General features: G+C 54.4%; 13 protein-coding genes. 1 reads left to right on the top strand and 12 read right to left on the bottom strand.

The genetic code is table 11. The annotated features are described in order from the left end of the window. Positions 1-142 precede the first annotated feature (142 nt). The 10 genes from der to OGX66_RS12800 form a co-directional block, all read right to left on the bottom strand. Positions 143-1615 carry a ribosome biogenesis GTPase Der gene (der, locus tag OGX66_RS12845; protein ID WP_003037733.1) on the bottom strand — a complete coding sequence of 491 codons (1473 nt, stop codon included), beginning with the start codon at positions 1613-1615 and terminating at the stop codon, positions 143-145. A gap of 117 nt (positions 1616-1732) precedes the next feature. Beyond that, positions 1733-2911 (bottom strand): outer membrane protein assembly factor BamB, encoded by a 1179-nt coding sequence (gene bamB, locus OGX66_RS12840; protein WP_003838454.1) that lies wholly within the window; start codon positions 2909-2911, stop codon positions 1733-1735. 10 nt (positions 2912-2921) lie between these two features. Then, positions 2922-3542, bottom strand: a complete 621-nt coding sequence (locus tag OGX66_RS12835; RefSeq protein ID WP_003838453.1) for a YfgM family protein — start codon at positions 3540-3542, stop codon at positions 2922-2924. A gap of 13 nt (positions 3543-3555) precedes the next feature. After that, positions 3556-4830, bottom strand: a complete 1275-nt coding sequence (gene hisS / locus OGX66_RS12830; protein ID WP_286511619.1) for a histidine--tRNA ligase — start codon at positions 4828-4830, stop codon at positions 3556-3558. A gap of 110 nt (positions 4831-4940) precedes the next feature. Next, entirely contained in the window at positions 4941-6059 is a 1119-nt protein-coding gene (gene ispG / locus OGX66_RS12825; protein ID WP_003838451.1) for a flavodoxin-dependent (E)-4-hydroxy-3-methylbut-2-enyl-diphosphate synthase, read from the bottom strand. Positions 6060-6085: 26 nt separating this feature from the next. Beyond that, the gene (rodZ, locus tag OGX66_RS12820) at positions 6086-7078 is read right to left on the bottom strand and encodes a cytoskeleton protein RodZ (RefSeq protein ID WP_003838449.1); all 993 of its coding nucleotides are present in this window, start codon (positions 7076-7078) and stop codon (positions 6086-6088) included. Positions 7079-7362: 284 nt separating this feature from the next. Then, positions 7363-8529, bottom strand: a complete 1167-nt coding sequence (gene rlmN / locus OGX66_RS12815; RefSeq protein ID WP_003037713.1) for a dual-specificity RNA methyltransferase RlmN — start codon at positions 8527-8529, stop codon at positions 7363-7365. Between the two features lie 290 nt (positions 8530-8819). Then, a complete protein-coding gene (ndk, locus tag OGX66_RS12810) occupies positions 8820-9251 on the bottom strand; it encodes a nucleoside-diphosphate kinase (RefSeq protein ID WP_003037710.1) in 432 nt (143 codons plus the stop codon). Positions 9252-9399: 148 nt separating this feature from the next. Next, complete coding sequence (gene pbpC, locus OGX66_RS12805; protein WP_286511617.1) at positions 9400-11712, bottom strand: peptidoglycan glycosyltransferase PbpC; 2313 nt, start codon at positions 11710-11712, stop codon at positions 9400-9402. Next, complete coding sequence (locus OGX66_RS12800; protein ID WP_270934417.1) at positions 11713-16647, bottom strand: alpha-2-macroglobulin family protein; 4935 nt, start codon at positions 16645-16647, stop codon at positions 11713-11715. It abuts the gene before it with no gap. A gap of 206 nt (positions 16648-16853) precedes the next feature. Between OGX66_RS12800 and sseA the strand changes: the two genes are divergently transcribed. After that, a complete protein-coding gene (gene sseA / locus OGX66_RS12795) occupies positions 16854-17699 on the top strand; it encodes a 3-mercaptopyruvate sulfurtransferase (protein WP_032937887.1) in 846 nt (281 codons plus the stop codon). A gap of 43 nt (positions 17700-17742) precedes the next feature. On the opposite strand, the gene sseB is transcribed toward sseA, so the two are convergent. Further along, complete coding sequence (gene sseB / locus OGX66_RS12790) at positions 17743-18519, bottom strand: enhanced serine sensitivity protein SseB (protein WP_270934420.1); 777 nt, start codon at positions 18517-18519, stop codon at positions 17743-17745. A gap of 109 nt (positions 18520-18628) precedes the next feature. Then, entirely contained in the window at positions 18629-19912 is a 1284-nt protein-coding gene (gene pepB / locus OGX66_RS12785) for an aminopeptidase PepB (protein ID WP_016150759.1), read from the bottom strand. Between the last annotated feature and the right edge of the window lie 9 nt (positions 19913-19921).

The following is a 19921-nucleotide window of genomic DNA, read 5'->3' as shown; positions in this document are numbered from 1 at the left end:
GAAAACTCGACAATTGTCTACTTTCTTAGATTTAAACTTGGTAAAAAACGAATAGTGATTGACATTGCGCGGGCTGAGGTTGACGTTGGAATAACGAAAAAAACCCGCGACAAGCGCGGGTTTTCATCTGCATCAGTAACGATTACTTGCTTTTTTTAATGTGTTTAATCAAACGCTTACGTTTACGCATCTGAGTCGGAGTCAGCGTATTGCGTTTGTTGGCAAACGGGTTTTCCCCTTCTTTGAACTGAATACGGATCGGCGTCCCCATTACGTCCAGAGATTTGCGGAAATAGTTCATCAGATAACGCTTGTAGGAATCAGGCAGGTCTTTGACCTGGTTACCGTGAATCACCACGATTGGCGGGTTATAACCGCCCGCGTGGGCGTATTTCAGCTTCACACGACGACCACGCACCAGTGGCGGCTGATGATCTTCTACTGCCATGGTCATGATGCGCGTCAGCATCGCGGTGCTCACGCGACGGGTGGAGCTGTCATACGCTTCACGGACCGATTCAAACAGATTACCCACACCGCTGCCGTGCAGCGCAGAGATAAAGTGTACGCGTGCAAAATCAATAAAGCCCAGACGGAAGTCCAGCGTCTCTTTGACCTGCTCTTTTACTTCCTGCGTCAGACCATCCCACTTGTTCACAACGATAACAAGTGAGCGCCCACTGTTGAGGATAAAGCCCAGCAGCGACAGGTCCTGATCGGAAATCCCTTCGCGCGCGTCAATCACCAGCATCACCACGTTGGCATCTTCAATCGCCTGCAGCGTTTTGATAACTGAGAATTTTTCTACCGCTTCGGTAATTTTGCCGCGCTTACGCACGCCCGCGGTATCGATAAGCACATATTCGCGCTCATCGCGCTGCATCGGAATATAAATACTGTCACGCGTGGTCCCCGGCATGTCGTAAACCACCACACGATCTTCGCCAAGAATACGGTTAGTAAGTGTGGACTTACCTACGTTCGGACGACCCACGATCGCCAGTTTGATCGGCAAATCCTGCGGATTGAAATCATCTTCAGGCTCTTCTTCGCCATTTTCTTTGGCTTCCAGCTGCGCCCAGTATTCCGCGTCTTCGTCGACTTCTTCCTGCGGAGCAACGTCATCCATCCACGGCAGCAGAACATGCTCCAGCAGGCTGAGAACGCCACGACCATGGGACGCCGCGATCGGATAAATTTCACCCAGACCCAGAGAGTAGAAATCAACAACCGCCTGGTCAGGATCGAGTCCGTCAGTTTTGTTGGCTACCAGGAATGTCGGTTTCTGGCGCGAGCGCAGATGTTTCGCAATAGCTGCATCCGCTGGCATCAGGCCAGCACGCGCGTCCACCATGAACAGCACAACGTCCGCTTCTTCGATAGCCAACAGCGACTGTTCCGCCATACGGGTTTCAACACCGTCTTCGGTGCCATCAATACCGCCGGTATCAATACAGATAAACTCGCGGCCTTCAATTTCCGCACGACCGTACTTACGGTCACGAGTCAGACCCGGGAAATCCGCAACCAGCGCATCTCGGGTGCGAGTTAGACGGTTAAATAACGTGGATTTGCCAACGTTAGGGCGCCCGACAAGCGCGACCACAGGTACCATGTTTAAAGCCTCATTTAAAAAATCATCAGACAACGGGCACATTTTTGCTCCGTTGTTAAAAACAGTAAAACGGCCCCTGCACCAGGAGCCGTTTTTCAAAGCGAGCGGCCGCGACGATTAACGCGTAATAGAGTACAGCGTACCGTCTTTCGCCTGGATCAGCAGTTTACCATCAGCAGAGACCGGCTCGGTCAGGAAACCTGAGCTGTCAACTTTCTGCTGGGCAACAAAACGGCCATCGTCAACGTTAATCCAGTGCAGGTAGCCTTCGCTATCACCGACGACCAGATTGCCGTTATACAATACCGGGGACGTCAGCAGACGGTGCAGCAGATCGCTTTGCGTCCACAGCGTCACGCCGCCATCGGTGGTCAGTGCCAGCACGCGATCGTTCTGGTCAACCAGGTAGATACGGTTACCGTCGACGATGAAATCATTCACCGAGCCCAGTTCGCGTTTCCACATGATCTGACCACTGCGCAGATCCAACGCCGTCAGGTTACCATTATAAGCCAGCGCGTAAACAACGCCATTGACGATAACCGGCGTGGTATCAACGTCGCTCAGACGATCGATTTCCGTTGGGCCTGTCGCCTGAGAGATACGCTGCTGCCAAATCATCTGGCCCTGCTGCATCAGCACGGCGCTTACGCGACCGTTATCACCGCCAACAATAGCTGCGCCAAAGGCGGTTGCCGGAGCGGATTCGCCACGCAGAGACAGAGAAGGCATGTCGAGGTTAACGGTCCATTTGATGGCGCCGTCGGCTTCGTTTAAGGCCTGCAACTGACCGTTGCTGGTGTGGATCAATACCACGCCATCGCTCACAACAGGACGAGACAGCGCTTCACCAGCGACTTTCGTCTGCCATGCGGTAGTACCGTCACTGGTGTTCAGCGCATAAACCTGTGCTTTTTCACTGCCGATATAAACATGACCGCCGGCCACGGTTACACCGCCAGAAAGCTGTGCAGATGCACGGGAGAACCAGCCATCTTTCTCACCCAGATTCACAGACCAGACTTCTTTGCCGTCGCCTGCGTTCAACGCTTTAACTACACCAGCGCGAGAGGCAGCATAGACAACGTTATCCGCCAGCGCAGGATGAAGATTGGAATAGAAATCACCAATACCGTTTCCTACAGAGGTGCTCCATTCCGTAGACGGAGTAAACTGGTTTTCAACCACCGGTAATGGGGACATCTTAACGACATCTTCTTCGCCACTAAACAGTGAACAGCCGCTCAATAGGGTAACGGAAAGCAGCCCTGGCAGAAGTAATTTACGCAATTGCATCGGGTCCCTCTCAGATGGACAAATTATTGATTTTCATCTGCATCATTTCGCTCAGAGCAGGAGAGGCATCGCTTTTCACACCCGCTTCCCATGCGCTACGCGCACCTTGTTTGTCGCCTTTACTCAACAACGCTTCACCACGCAGATCGGCAACAATGGCCGCCCACCCTTCACCTTTAATGGTTTCGAGTGTTTTCAGCGCGATATCAGCCTGTTTAAGCTGAACCTGAACACGAGCCAGACGCAGGTTTATCACTGCTTTGAGATTTTCATCGCTGGTCGCAGCCAAGCCTTGTTGCAGTTGGCTTGCGGCTTTCTCAAGTTCATTTTGGTCAACAAACTGCTGCGCCAGTTCCAGTGAAGCCAGCGCGCCATAGGTATTTTTATTCTCTGCAGCAAATTTCTCAGCGGCAGGAATGCTGTCCGGTTTACCCGCGCTAACCGCAGTTACCGTATTTTGATACGCCAGAGAAGCAGAGCGTGCGGACTCCGTCTGATGGCTGGTCCAGTAACGCCAACCAACCAGCGCGCCAACCCCTAAAATGATCCCAACAGCCAGCGCCTTGCCGTTTTCAGCAAAGAAGCGTTTTACCGCATCAACCTGGTCGTGTTCGTTCTCGTAAATTTCCACGCTGTCCTTCTCCTTAGCCCAGTAAAGTGCGCAAATGCGCGGCAACGCTATCCTGCGCTACTGCCGTTTGCTCACCAGAGCGCAAATCCTTCACTACAACAGTACCGTCAGTCACTTCGGACTCGCCCAGTACCAGTGCAACGCGGGCGCCCCACTTATCGGCACGGGCAAACTGTTTCTTAAAGTTGCCGCCACCGTGGTTTGTCATCAGTTTCACACCAGGAACTTCATCGCGCAGACGTTCTGCAAGCGTCATTGCTGCCGACTGCGTGTCCGCCCCTGAAGCGACCAGGTATATATCGACAACAGGATCTGCGTTAAATTCCGGATTAACTGCCTGAACTAACAAAACAAGTCGTTCCAGACCCATAGCAAAGCCCACGGCAGGCGTTGCACGACCGCCAAGTTGCTCTACCAGACCGTCGTAACGACCACCGGCACACACGGTACCCTGAGAGCCCAAGCTGCTGGTGACCCACTCAAATACGGTGCGGTTGTAGTAATCAAGACCACGAACCAGACGCTGATTGACGGTGTAGGCAATGCCTGCGGACTCCAGCAGTTTGCACAAGCCCGCGAAGTGCTCGCGCGAGTCGTCATCCAGATAGTCGCCCAGTGCAGGCGCGTCGTTGAGCAGCGCCTGCACTTCCGGGTTTTTGGAGTCGAGAACGCGCAGCGGGTTGGTGTACATACGGCGCTTGCAGTCTTCGTCCAGTTTCTCTTTGTGCAGTTCCAGGTAGGCAACCAGCGCATCACGGTAGTTAGCGCGGGCTTCAAGCGAACCGATCGAGTTCAGCTCCAGGCTGACATGCTGAGAAATACCCAGCGCGCGCCACCAGCGAGCGGTCAGCATAATCAGTTCTGCATCGATGTCCGGGCCTTGCAGGCCAAACACTTCGACACCCAGCTGATGGAATTGACGATAGCGTCCTTTCTGCGGACGTTCGTGGCGGAACATCGGCCCGATATACCACAGACGCTGTTCCTGATTGTACAGGAGACCATGTTCGATGCCGGCGCGTACGCAGCCCGCAGTCCCTTCAGGACGCAACGTCAGGCTGTCGCCATTACGGTCCTCAAAGGTATACATCTCTTTTTCAACCACGTCGGTGACTTCACCGATCGCGCGTTTGAATAACGGGGTCTGCTCTACAATCGGCAAGCGGATTTCACTGTAACCGTAGCTGCCGAGCACGTTTTTAAGAGTGCCTTCAATGCGCTGCCAGATGGCGGTTTCGCCAGGCAGATAATCGTTCATGCCGCGAATGGCTTGAATGTTTTTTGCCACGTTTATTCTCTTTATGAATATAAAAATGAACCCTCAGCGCTAACCCGAACAATGCGGGCGCCATGCGGGTTCAATCATACACGGGAAGCATGCCGCTTCCCATCACGTTGTTATTTTTCAAGCTGCTGCACGTCGATACGACGCGCTTCGTCCAGAATACTTGCTTTGGCACGAATGCGGGCTTCAAGCTGCGTAATCATGTCGTCGTTATCGAGTCTGTCCTTACGCACGCCGTCTTCATACAGGCCGCTTTTCTTGTTACCGCCCGTCACGCCCAGCGTAGAAACCAGCGCTTCACCAGGGCCGTTTACTACGCAGCCGATGATCGAAACGTCCATTGGCGTAATGATATCCTCCAGGCGTTGCTCCAGCGCGTTAACCGTACCAATAACGTCAAACTCCTGACGCGAACAGGTTGGGCAAGCGATGAAGTTGATCCCGCGCGCGCGAATGCGCAACGATTTCAGGATATCGAAACCAACTTTGATCTCTTCCACCGGATCGGCCGCCAGAGAAACACGCAGCGTATCGCCGATCCCTTCAGATAACAGCAGGCCAAGGCCGATCGCGGACTTCACCGAACCACTACGCAGGCCACCAGCTTCGGTGATCCCCAGATGCAACGGTTGATCGATCTGTTTCGCCAGCAGGCGATAGGATTCTACGGCGAGGAAAACGTCAGACGCTTTAACACTAACTTTGAATTGATCGAAGTTCAGACGATCGAGGTGATCCACGTGGCGCATCGCGGATTCCAGCAGCGCCTGAGGCGTCGGTTCACCGTATTTTTCCTGCAGATCTTTTTCCAGCGATCCGGCGTTGACGCCGATACGGATAGGAATATTTTTATCACGAGCGCAATCCACCACCATGCGAATACGCTCTTCACTGCCGATATTACCTGGGTTAATACGCAGGCAATCAACGCCGTATTCCGCCACCTTCAGTGCGATACGATAGTCGAAGTGTATATCGGCAACCAGCGGGACGTTAACCTGCTGTTTGATAAGCCTGAACGCTTCTGCGGCATCCATTGTCGGTACAGAGACACGAACAATGTCTGCGCCTACGCGTTCCAGCGCTTTAATCTGATTAACCGTCGCTTCCACGTCCGTGGTACGCGTATTAGTCATAGACTGTACGGCGATGGGCGCACCATCGCCGATCGGCACGTTCCCAACGTAAATGCGTGTCGATTTTCTACGTTGAATTGGAGCCTGGTTATGCATTAAAAAATCTCCCGCATTGCCGTCTGTTACTGAGCCGGTGATTGTTCGGCATTAACGGTCAGACGCGCAACCTGGTTAGTTCTGATAAAACGACTCAGATCGACAGGTTTACCCTGGAACTGAATCTGCACTGCCGCCGGAGCACCAATCTTCAGTTTGTACGGTGCCTGACCGGTCAAATTCAGATTGCCGTCTTTACGCTGCATCCCGCTGAACAGTTTTTTACCGGTCGCATCGGTGACTTCCAGCCAGCAATCGGCGGTAAAGTTCATCACCAGCGCGTTAGGATCGGCTGCAGGTGTAGTCACACCTGCCTGATCGGTCGGCAGCGGTGCCGCGGTAGCTGGCGCTGTGGTTGCAGTATCGACGTTAGCCTGAGAAGGGGCAACGACGGCGTTTTGTTGCGCATCAGCAGCCGGGGCCTGAGCCGCTGCGGTATCTTGTTGCGCTGGCGCTGAATCCGTTACCGCGCCATTTTCAGCAGCCGACGTGGTATCCTGGCTTGCTGCAGCGCTGGTATCTAACGGTACATTCTGCGCACCCTCTTTACCGGCATTCAACTCAGCGGAGGATTGATCGGCCATGGTGGTGATCTCTTCCTGCTGCGCTTTATGGTTCTGCCACCACCAGGCGCCAGTCAGTCCGACAACGACAAACAGTACCAGCCAGGTAAAGGTCATTAACCAGCCGTCGCGTTTCTTACGACGCTTACCGAGCGAGAAGCTCTGCATCGGTGCGACTTTGGCAGGACGAATCGGAGCCTGTTTTTCCAGCCCTGGCAACAGTTCTTCTTCAGGAATATGCACCAGACGCGCATAAGAACGGATATACCCGCGCAGGAATGTTGAAGCAAGATCGGCTGGCGCCTTATCTTCTTCAATATCGCGTACCGTGGAGACCTTCAGGCAAAGTCGCTCCGCGACTGCCTGCTGGCTGAATCCGAGTTGTTCACGGGCATTGCGCAGACGAATGCCGGTGGATAGTGTTTCATTTTTGTCGTGCGTGGCTTCAGTATTCATTCGCTACAGCTGCGTAATATTTGGGTTCTGATGCCGGCGAGCCACAATGCTCACCCACACCGCGAAACATCTGGTCAGTTAACCTTCGTCAGACAGTATAAAACGGTCAGACTATCAATGACAAAACGGCGTAAACCTGAGGGCTAAACACTTGTTACGCCGTTACATACTGCCTTAAAGTCGACAAAAACGCACCGTTATTATTGACCTGACGACGACAACAAAAAACCTCATATGGCTTACGTTGCACTACGGTACAAGAATTATACCGTAGTGCGCCAACATCAAACGGTCTTAATGTCGATAGCGTCGCCCTGCATACGCTTACGCAAAGTACGCTTGGTACGGTCGATAACGTCGCCCGCCAACTGACCACAGGCTGCATCGATGTCATCGCCACGTGTTTTACGTACAATGGTGGTGAAACCATAGCTCATCAACACTTTGGAGAAACGATCGATACGGCTGTTAGAACTACGACCATACGGCGCGCCCGGGAACGGGTTCCACGGGATCAGGTTGATCTTACACGGCGTATCTTTCAGCAGTTCTGCCAGCTGATGCGCGTGTTCAGTGCCATCATTGATGTGATCTAACATCACATACTCAATGGTCACACGGCCCTGGTTAGCGTTGGATTTCTCCAGATAACGACGAACCGCGCCAAGGAATGTTTCGATATTGTACTTTTTGTTGATCGGTACAATTTCGTCACGAATTTCATCGTTCGGCGCATGCAGAGAAATCGCCAGCGCGACGTCAATCATATCACCCAGCTTATCCAGCGCAGGGACAACGCCCGAGGTGGAGAGCGTGACGCGACGCTTGGACAACCCAAAACCGAAGTCATCCAGCATGATTTCCATCGCCGGCACTACGTTGGTCAGGTTGAGCAGCGGCTCACCCATCCCCATCATCACCACGTTGGTGATAGGACGCACGCCCGTTGCTTTGACCGCGCCGACGATTTTCGCCGCGCGCCAGACCTGGCCAATGATCTCCGATACCCGCAGGTTACGGTTAAAGCCCTGTTGCGCCGTAGAGCAGAATTTACACTCTAATGCGCAACCGACCTGTGAAGAAACACACAGGGTCGCACGATCGTCTTCCGGGATATACACCGTTTCAACGCGCTGATCGCCAACAGCGATAGCCCATTTGATCGTACCGTCAGAAGAACGCTGCTCTTCCACCACTTCCGGGGCGCGAATTTCAGCCACTTCTTTCAGCTTGTTACGCAGCACCTTATTGATGTCAGTCATGTCATCAAAGTTGTCGCTGCAATAGTGGTACATCCACTTCATGACCTGATCGGCACGAAACGGTTTTTCGCCCATCTCTTTGAAGAATTCGCGCATTTGCTGACGGTTCAGATCCAGCAGGTTAATTTTTCCATTTTTATTTGGAACCGCAGGAATGACGACTTCAGAGGTGTTAACTAATTCAGACATAATTTTTTCCGGCCTCGTTGTTACACGTTGTGGCCCGTGGAGGGTTAAAAAGAAACGCCCCGGCAAGCGATCTGCTCTTCCGGGGCGTTGCATTGTACAAAGTCTGGCGCAGGGATGCCACGTTTGCACGAAGCATTAGCGAAAATAATATGTAAATCGCTAATTCATCTCCAAAGGATTTCGCGTCGCAGGAAGGCGGCAAGTTCGAGCATCCCCGGGAGCATAGAAAACTATGTGACCGGGGTAAACGAACGCAGCCAACGCATCTGCGACGTGAAAGACGCGGGAGATTAGCGAGTGCGCGGGCAAACCTCACCTTCACCAAAGAAATAGGCGATTTCGCGCGCCGCTGACTCAACGGAGTCGGAACCGTGAGTACCGTTCTCGGTGAAGCTGTCAGCATAGTCTGCACGCAGAGTACCGGCCAGCGCATTCGCCGGGTTGGTTGCGCCCAGCAGATCGCGATGACGCTGTACGGCATTTTCGCTTTCCAGAACAGAAACAACGATCGGACCAGAGGTCATGAATTCAACCAGACCGTCAAAGAACGGTTTGCCATCGTGCTCAGCATAGAAACCACGCGCCTGCTCAACGGTCAGGTGCAGCATTTTAGTCCCGACGATTTTGAACCCTGCTGCTTCAAAGCGCGCAAAGATGCTCCCAATAACGTTTTTTGCCACCGCGTTTGGTTTGATGATGGAAAAAGTACGTTCAATAGCCATGATAACCTCTGTAATGTGTTCTGTTGTTGTCTATATAGATGTACGACCTGGCGCGGATTATAAAGAGCATCCCGGCAATTGACTATTGATGAAGGTAACATTTCTTTAAAATAAGATGAATTTTAGCAACAAACAGTCACTAACTGGTCTACTGCATCGAAAATCTCACCGTCGCTACCTGGCCTGCATCATCCATCACCAGCAGTTGATAATCCCCTTTAGTCGCCAGCCGTAACGTAAGACGACGTCCGCGTTCATCCAGCCTTTCACCGTTCAGAAACCACCAGCGTTCACCGCTCCCACCGCTGGTTTGCACCGGCAATGAGGCTTGAGCAGAACCGGGTAAACGCTTCACAATCGCGCCATCACGAATGCCTGTCAACTGCAACGGCTGCGAAGCGTCTTGTCCCAGCGGCGGACATGTGGCAGAAACTGGCGGTAATCTCGCCCCACGGCGTTCTGATTCCGGTAGCCATGGCTCCAGCGGCAACGGCCAAACGATTAACGTTTGCTCGTGCGCCTGCGGGCAATCCGCCGCCACACGTTTGCCTTCATCATCCAGCCAGACAGGAAAACGAATGCCATTAACCCCTTCCTGCTCGGGCAATAATAACGTTGGCGGCTGACTGCCATCCAGTAACCAGGTTGCCAGACGGCGACGGCAGTTGCTGTCACCGGGGGCAAGAGATTGCCCGCCCGGCCAGCACACCACACCACGACTCACGGATTCAGGGCGTGGATCTTCCGGCTGATTTGTCCCGCGAGAGAGCAAAAGATTGTTGACCTGATTGAACAACGGCACGGCACTGGCGAAACCAAACTGCCCCACCACTGGCGTACCATCGGGCCTGCCGGTCCAGATACCGATCACATAACGCGCATTAACGCCAATCGCCCAGGCATCGCGATAGCCATAGCTGGTACCCGTTTTCCACGCCAGAGGGACCACTCTGCTCAGCGCGTTATCCGGCAGCGGTTGCGCTTCGTCAGCCATAATGCGGCGAATAATCCACGCCGCGCCCGCCGACATCAACGGACGTTCCAGTAGTGGATCACCCGGCTGCAGACGCAGTTTTCCCGCTTTTCCCTGGCGGGCAAAGGCACTGTACGCTGCAGCCATATCTTCCAACCTTGCCCCCGCGCCACCTAAAATCAGCGACAGATTCGGCGCAGCCCCTGCGGGCAGATACAGCGGTAAGCCGACGTTACGTAACGATGCGGCAAAACGCTTCGGGCCATAGGCTTCGAGTACCTGCACGGCGGGTAAATTCAGCGAGCGCACCAGCGCTTCGCTCATGCTCACCGGGCCATGAAAACCGCTGTCAAAATTCCCCGGTCGATAGTCCCCGGTTCGCCGCGGGACATCCTGCAATAACGAAGCGGGATGAATGAGTCCGTCATCCAGCGCCAGGCCATAAACAAACGGCTTCAGCACTGAGCCAGGCGAACGGATCGCATTCACCATATCCACATGACCAAAGCGGGAGTCGTCATTCATATCTACCGACCCCACCCAGCCACGCACGCTCATATCGGTGTGATCGACCACGATCATCGCCAGCGAACTGCGCGCAGGTAAGCGCCCCTTCCAGTTTTGCGCCAGCTCTTCCAGTTGACGCTGCAATCCGGCATCAAGGGTAGTCACGATTTTATCGCTTCGGCTTTTTCCCAACATCATGCGCGAGAATAACGGTGCTAACTGCGGCATTTGCCGGGGCGCCAGCCAGACCGGTTCTTCACGCGACTCCTGCACCTGTCTGGCAGGCCAAATACCCTGGGTCGCCATACGTTCGAGCACTTTATTACGCGCCGCTTCAGCACGGTCCGGCCAGCGATCCGGACGCAGACGGCTCGGTGCCTGTGGCAAAACAGCCAGCAGCGCGGCATCGGAGTAACTCAATTGCACGGGTGATTTACCAAGATAAGCCCAGCTTGCCGCCCCCACGCCCTGCAGCGTACCGCCAAACGGCGCACGGTTAAGATACAGCGTCAGGATGTCGCGCTTGGACAGATGCCATTCCAGCTGCAAAGCGCGCCAGAGCTGGCGAAACTTACCGCCAAAGGTGCGTGGGTGGGGGTCGAGTAAACGCGCCACCTGCATGGTGAGCGTACTGCCGCCAGAAACCACACGCCCAGAGGAGAGGTCTTGCCATGCCGCGCGCAGTACTGAAAACGGATTGACACCGGGATGCTTCCAGAACCAGCGGTCTTCGTAGTTAATTAACGCCTCAAGATAGCGGGGCGACACCTCATCAATCGTTACCGGATACCGCCAGATACCATCCGCATCGGCGAAGCGCCACAGCGGCGTACCATCATGCGCCACCACGACCCGCGCCGGATCGACTTCGTGCAGCGGCAGCGGCCAGATTTTATCTGCCGCCCAAACCGCCGCCACAAACAATAGTGCAACGGCTGCCAGCCAGAGCCAGCAGCCGCGTTTACCCAACCCGCGTATCATTTACGGTCTGACAATCAAAAGTCCCTCTGTCGCACCGGTCGCGCGCCACTGCGGAATATACATTGATTCCACCTGCGGGACAGGAACCCGGTAGGTCCCCGGCGTTACCGCCCGCGCCAGATACACCAGCGTAACCGGTTGTCCTTCGTTGACGGCCACCGCGGCGACAAAGCGATCGTCACGGAACTCAACGTGCTGGATATCTGCCTGCTGCATCTGATTGAGCAGATTCGCCACTTCGCTGCCGCTATCCTGCAGGCTGGCACTGCCGTTGGCCAGATTCTGGTTTTCCAGTTCCAGCCCTGCTGGCAGTAAATCGACCACCAGCGCATCCGGCACGTTCTGGCTGGCTTTTACCTCCAGCCAGACCAGCACCAGTTCGCCGCTACGCAGCGAATCCAGCGATTTGCTATTTCCGTCAATTCCCAGGATTTGCCGCTCAATATGCAGAACGTTGCTGGCAGGCGTCGGTGCGGTTTGTGGATAACCACTCACATCCAGACGCAACCACAGCGGTAGATTACCGGTATTGGTGACGCTCAGCGTAGACAGCGCATCGGCATCCAGATTGCGGGTTAGCGATTTATCCCCTGCTAATGGTTGTTCCGAGAGTGACGTTTGCGCCTGCCACGTACCAGGCAAATCCTGTAACGTACGCGCGGCAAGGAACAACGCATTATTTTCCTGAGTCGAGAGCCAGCGCTGTCCAAAGGCCTGTTCTGACAACGTGTTCAGCAGCGTATTCTGCACGTCAGGTTTGATCTTGTTCTCTTCGAGCAAGGCCAGCATCAACGCGTTATCCCGTAACGCACTGCCGTAATCCGCCATCCACTGTTGCGTATCGCGGCGCGGTGTATTCAGGGCCAGCGTCAACGCCTGTTCACTGCGGTTGGCATCGCCCATATTTTTCAGCGCGATCCCCAGTTGTAACAGCGGTAAACCAGAAGCTGCTTGCGCACGACGCTCCCAGATCTCACGCAATGCGCCGAGCGGAGCTTTTTGCTGATGTGCCAGAACCAACGCGGCGTAGGCTTGTACGGCAAACCGGCTTGCTGAAGAGTCGTCGGTATAGCGAATCGACATCATGCCCGGATCCTGCAAATAGCGCAGTAGCCGCTCGTTGCCCCGGTTAATCACCTCTACCGGGACACTGTAGCCCTGTTCATTTGCCCGGACGAGGAAATCCATGACATACGCGGTCAGCCAGTACTCTTCCGACCCGTTTTTATCCCACAGCGCAAAACCGCCGTTATCACGCTGCATCTGCACTAAACGGGAAATCCCAATATCAACTGCCGCGCGACGTTTTTCATCGCTGTCGCCCACAATACCTAACGCCTTCAATTGCGTTGCGTTGGTGTATAAGGATGGGAACAACCCGCTCGCCGTTTGCTCCAGACAACCGTAAGGGTACGCTTTCAGTTCGCGGATATAGCGCGCCAGGTTTAGCGGCGGCTTACCGCTGAACAGCAGTTGCCCTTGCATCGTCACAGGGGAGAAATTGGTCAGTTCTTCGCCCGGAAGCTGCCAGGTCGCGCCCGGCTGAAGTGCGACACCATTATTAACGGTTTGCGCCGGGAACGCCGGACGCACGCCAATCTTCCACTGTTTATGCTGAACAGGCAGCGTTTCACCCGGTAAAGTCAGACCGCTAATTTCTGCCTGAATTTCGCCATCGCCAAACCCTTCCCGCGCGCGCACCGGAATAAACAGCGTAGTCCTTACGCCTGGCGCCAGATTTACCGGTGCGGGATCTTGCCCCATCAGCTCCAGTAAACCATTGGCCGCGAGCTTAATATTCAGCGTTTGCGGTTTGTCAGTCAGGTTAGTCACGTCCAGCGTCAGGCGCGACGTATCTCCCCCCGCCAGAAAGCGCGGCATATTCAGCTCAGCAATTACTGGTGCGGCGACAATCACTTTGCTTTCGCTGCTGCCAAAGTCATCCGTCGTCCAGGCCTGCGCCATTACCCGCAGCTCGCCGTTGAAATCACCGATAGGTAACGTCACAGTACCTTCGCCCTGATCGTTAAGCGTGACCGGCAGCGCCTGTTGCGCCACAATATTGACGTGATTAACCGGTGGCTTACCGCCGCGTTTTAATTCATCGCCATCACCACCAAAGCGCAGCGCCGCCAGGCGTCCTTGCCCTTCGATCACCTGGCCGTAAATATCATAAATATCCGCGCCATAGCGTTTTTGCCCGAAAAACGCCTGCCACGGATCCGGCGTGGCGTAATCGGTAATGTTCAGCACCCCGCTATCAACGGCAGAGACCAGCACGTTAACCTGTTTTGGTACGTCGCCATTTTTGACGCTGGCTTTAATCTTGACGGTCAACGGCTGGTTTGGACGTATTTTCGCCGGGTTTTCCAGCGCCAGCGCCAGACGACGGTTTTCGTCACCTAACGGCAAATGCAGTAAACCGACCGCCCGTTTTGGCGTTGCCGAACGGGACTTGTCGCCAGGACGAACCACCAGCGCACTAAGATACAAATCGTGGCGATTCCAGGTTTTATCGATTGGGATGGAGATATCAAGACCATCCGCCGGTACGTCTATTTCTTGCCACCACAGCGGGCCTTCGCTGGATTCCACCATCGCATAACCTTTGCCAGCAGCGGGAGCGGCAACGTGCAGATTCATGGTATCACCGGGACGATAGCTGGGTTTGTCCAGTTTCAGCGTCACGCGATCGGGACGCACAGCCCCACTGCCGTCGCTGTTATCCTGCCAGCTATAACCGGCCCAGAAGCGTACGCTGCTCACCGCATCATTCGGAGCTTTCACTTCCAGACGATAGGCGCCCCACTCAACCGGGAAGCTGACTTTACCGGTTTCATCGGCCTTAAGATCCAGAGTCTGCTCACCTTCAACCAGATCCTTTTGATCGAACTGTGATTGCCAGCCCTCGCCTTCAGACCAGTTCCAGTAATAATCTCGTCGCTCGCGGATCAAACGCACCTGCAAACCGGACGCCGCTTTTTTCTCGCCTTGCGCATCGGCATACACAATGTCGAAAGCGGCGTTGCTGTTTTCATCAACGATAGGCTGATTCACGGTAGTATCGGTGCGGTAGTCATAGACGGCTTTCGCTGCAAACTGCGGACGAATGCCCGGCAGCGTATCCGCAGGCCAGATGGCTTGCTCAACCCGACGCGTCACCGGACGGCCCCCCGACTCCAGCAGACTGGCTTGCAAAACCACCTGTAACGGGGAATGCGTCTCCTGCCACTGGCTGTTGGTGGTCACTTCGCCGCGTCCGTGGTCATCCAGCGTGAGCTGAACTTCATCGAGGCTGCGGGAAAGGTTTTCTTCGGCGATATTCCCAAACTGGAAGCCCGGCAATGCCTGAACGGCATCTCGTAATGGACGCAGATAAAGCTGCCCTTGCAGAGCATTACCGTTAGCGGGCGCGCCGTACAGGTAGTAGCCCACTACCGAAAACTTCACGTCATCAGTTGGTGCCACCGGGATCTTATTGGCGGAGAGATTGAGCGCCATCCGCTCAGGCATAAAATCTTCGACGTGGAAATCCCACATCCGCGACTGGTTATCACCGGTATTAGCCCGAATATGCCACATGCCGGTTGGCGCGTTGGTGTCCAGCGGCCAGCTAAAGCGGTACAAGCCGTTTTCCGGTTGGCTAACCACCGAGCGTAACACTTGTCCGTCGGGCTTCACGACCTCCAGCTTCACCGGTTGGTCGGGCAACGTTTTGCCATCGCTGTCACGCAGTAATCCGTTGAGGATCACCGTTTCGCCGGGACGATAGAGATCGCGTGGGCCGAACATAAAGAACTGCTTGCTGTATCCCGGCGCACCGGCAATATCAAATTCAGCCAGATCCAACGCCGGGAGCTTCAGATCCAGCAGCGTGGTTTGCCCGTCTTTGCGGGCCAGCAATAAAGCCGCGTCTTTATCAGTCTCCAGTTTGACATGACCCTGAGCGTCGCTGGTAGCCTGCGCCAACGTCTGTCCTTTTTCATTGAGTAACGTGACCTCAATCCCCTGCTGCGCGGCGCCGTTTTCCAGACTCTGCGTAAAGACATCCAGTTGATTATGGTAACGGTGTACAGACACACCAATATCGCTGAGCGTGAACAGCGTAGCGGCATTACTGTAGTTGTATTGTCCAGCCTGATTCATCACCGCGATGTAAACACCTGCTTGCTGCAACGGCTTGATATCGCTCAGCGGCAACAGCAGCTTCTCACGGGTGTTGCGCGCAGGATTGAGGTCAAAGCGTCCGGTATACACCAGTTCCGCCATTTTCAGCAGATTGTCAGATTCCCAGTTAGTCAACGAATTGCGGTATTCCCACTGGCTGACAAACGCACCGAGCGACTCAGGCTTCACGCGGAAGAAGTTCACATCTACGCTATTAACGTTAAGGGCCATCACCGGCAGCCCTTCAATCACTTTTCCCGGCAGCAGCGAGCCGCGACTGGCAAACCCTACGCTTGGCTGGACGTCGCGAGTAGTAATGTTTTTTTCATAATCAATAGCGAACGTCGCTTTATTCAGCGCCAGCAAATCACGCTCAATGGTAACGACCAGTTCCCGGTTAGGTTCCAGATGGCGTAAGCGTAGCTCTTTCAGATTTGACGCCAGCTCCCAGGCACCATCCACTTTGCCGCTTTTTTTATCAACAACGTGCACGACGCGGGAAAAATCTTGTTCCGGATCGAGGGGAATGGAGAAGGTCAACACGAGCGTTGCCGCACCGTCGAGCTGGACCTCTGAGGCATCCAGCAGCGTCAGCGACTTGCCCTGGCTTTGCTGCATCAGTTTTTGTAATTGAGCCTTATCTTTTGCTGGCGCTGTCTGTGGCGCAGGCGCATCAGGCTTCGCAGCCGTCGGTGATTTTTCGTTATTATTATCACACCCGACCAGTGCCAGCATCAGCATGCAGGCCGCTACGCGTAAATGTTTCATTTTTCATCCCTGGCCGTAGTGGCCCGTTAGCTACGTAGAACAACTATTATGCGTCAGATTTCCGGCGGTGGAAGTCAGTAACTGAACAACGTTGTCTTAATTTTAGTGATTAATGTGGATTCACCTGACAAATCAGCCTGTTTTACTTGTCGCTTGGCGGTAAACATCCGACAATTTGCCAAAACCTGGTAAAAATGGAGATGCCTATGACCACCGCCTTCTTTGTCGCTGCCGACTGGCTTGCCGAACACATTGACGACCCGGAAATACAAATTCTTGATGCCCGGATGGCACCTCCAGGACAGGAAGATCGCGATGTTGGCGAGGAGTATCGTGCGGGCCATATTCCTGGCGCAGTCTTTTTTGATATTGAAGCGCTTTCAGATCATACCTCACCGCTACCGCATATGATGCCACGCCCGGAAGCTTTTGCCGTTGCGATGCGCGAGCTGGGCGTTGATCAAGATAAGCATCTGGTTATCTACGATGACGGTAATCTGTTTTCCGCGCCACGCGCATGGTGGATGCTGCGGACATTTGGCGTCGAAAATGTCTCCATTCTGGCGGGCGGTCTGGCAGGCTGGAAGCGCGATGATCTAATGCTCAAGGAAGGCGATGAGGATTTACCTGAAGGTGAATTTAACGTGGCCTTTACGCCTGGCGCTGTTGTGCGTGTTACCGATGTACTGCTGGCCAGTCATGAAAAAACCGCACAGATTGTCGATGCGCGGCCGGCTGCGCGTTTTAACGCAGAAGTTGACGAACCTCGCCCTGGCCTGAAGCGTGGTCATGTGCCCGGTGCGCTTAATGTACCGTGGACAGAATTGGTTCGTGACGGCGAGCTGAAAACTACCGACGAACTGGATGCTATTTTCTTCAGCCACGGCGTGAGCTTTGACCGCCCGATTATCGCCAGCTGCGGCTCCGGCGTAACGGCTGCCGTGGTGGTGCTGGCACTTGCCACGCTGGGCGTTTCTAACGTCGCATTGTATGACGGCGCATGGAGCGAGTGGGGTGCTCGCAACGATTTACCGGTAGAACCGGTATTATAAAGCTGGAAATGCCGGATAGCGCTTCGCTTATCCGGCTTACAATTTAGATAATCCGATTCTGTTTAAAGTCGCGCAGGAAACCGCCCCAGCGACGTTCGTAGAACGGTGCGATATGCTCAGTGATAAAGTGGCTCACGCCATTCTCACCTTTCCTCACCTGGCAGATGTCAATCGGTTCATCACCCGGTAACGTATCCGTTGCAACACTCCCCGTGGCATGAATAATCTCTTCAATATCGCCATCGGCTTCAATGCCAATCAGCAGGTTGGGTTGGGCATCCGGACTTTCTTTGATCGAGCAGAGAAACGCGCGTTTTACCGGCTTAATGGTTTTAAACAGCGTAGTCAGCGAGTCAATCATCTGCGCCGGAGGCTCAGCGACTTCAGAGAGGATCAGCGATTCACCGCCTTCCAGTACTTCCTGGGTGCTGAGCGGATTCCCTTCTTCCCCCATCAGCAGGCTGATTTCACGCGGCATAAATTCTTTGCCGGTCGGCAGTTTCGCGTTGAGAAACAGCGTTTCGCCGAGCGTCATTTCAAACAATGTACGCACCGGCATGACGACAAATGCCTGCTCATCTTCAACCGCCTGCTGAAGAGCTTCCAGGGAGGTGAAGAACGGGATCACGGTCGTGCCGTCTTCTTTTTCCCAGTGCTGAAGATCGAGGGCGCTGTCTTCAACCACCGCCTCGCCTTCTGCGGCTGTACCCGGCACCCAGACGGTAGACTCCAGTAAAGTACGGAAAAATGCCGGACGATGCGCAGGCTCTGTCGCCGCTTGCTCCAGCAGGGTTTCTAATTCGTTTTTCGTTTCGGACATAGAGATCACAAATTATGTATATGGGTTGTAGGCCTGATAAGACGCACGGCGTCGCCATCAGGCAAAATACCGGGTGGCACTTCGCTTACCCGGCCTACAAAAACACCGTTCAGGCAATCAGCAGATTTGCAATCGTGCGCACACCCAGACCAGTTGCGCCCGCAGACCACTGCTCAACTGGCGCTTTGCGATAGGTTGCAGAGCAGTCGATGTGCAGCCAGCCTTGCTGATAGTTTTCCACGAAATGGGACAGGAAACCCGCCGCGGTGCTAGCACCCGCCGGATAGGCCGCACTACCGGTATTATTCAGCTCGGCAAAGTTAGACGGCAGTTGGCTACGGTGGAACTCTGCCAACGGCAGACGCCAGAACGGCTCGTTTTCTTGCGCCGCACTTGCCAGTAGACGGGCAGCCAGTTGATCGTCAAAGCTAAACAGCGCATGGTAATCGTTGCCCAGCGCAGTTTTCGCCGCGCCGGTTAGCGTCGCAGCATCAATGATCAATTCTGGTTTTTGCGCGCTGGCGTCAATCAGTCCATCGGCCAGTACCAGACGCCCTTCGGCATCGGTATTCATCACTTCAACTTTTTTACCGTTGCGATAGTGAATAATATCGCCGAGCTTAAAGGCGTTGCCGCTGATCAGGTTATCCGCGCAGCACAGATACAGCTTCACGCGCTTGTTCAGACCACGGGTGATGGCGAACGCCAGCGCGCCGGTCACCGTTGCCGCGCCGCCCATATCAGACTTCATCGAGTCCATAAATGCGCTTTGCTTGATGCTGTATCCGCCGGAGTCAAAGGTAATTCCCTTACCCACCAGGCAGGCATAAACCGGGGCTTCTTTATCGCCAGTTGGATTGTAATCCAGCGCCAGCAGCACCGGAGGACGTTCGGAGCCACGACCTACGGTATGCAATCCCATGTAGTTCTGCTCGCGCAGATCTTCGCCTTTAGTGATGCGGTAAGAGACGTTATCGCAGGCAACAGAGCACAGCAGGTCTACTGCGCGTTGCGCCAGCTGTTCCGGGCCCAGCTCTTCTGCCGGGGCGTTAATGGTATCGCGCACCCAGTCAATAATTTTCAGGCGGTTATCCAGCTCTTTGCACTGCGCCTCATCCAGAGCGGCCCACTCAACTTTGCGGGTGCCTTTTGGTCCTTTGTAGCCCTGCCAGAACGCCCAGCTACGTTCGGTATCCCAGCCTTCACCGTCCAGTTGGACATGTTTAATACCCAGGCCGTCAATTTTACGGGCGGCGCGCTGGATAAGGCCGAGGTCATCTTTTCCGTTCAGGTGCAGGGTAATGCCATCATTATTAATGCTGTATGTCGCCTTTTCACCCCAGCGGGCATCAGCGGGTTGCGTGGAAAGCGTAATTTTCATGGCTTCTGTCATTTTATTTAT

This window comes from Citrobacter sp. Cf072, assembly GCF_030334485.1.
GTDB classification, from domain to species: domain Bacteria; phylum Pseudomonadota; class Gammaproteobacteria; order Enterobacterales; family Enterobacteriaceae; genus Citrobacter; species Citrobacter freundii.
The sequence above is the reverse complement of the archived record's forward strand: the minus strand, read 5'-3'. Positions and strand labels throughout refer to the sequence as shown.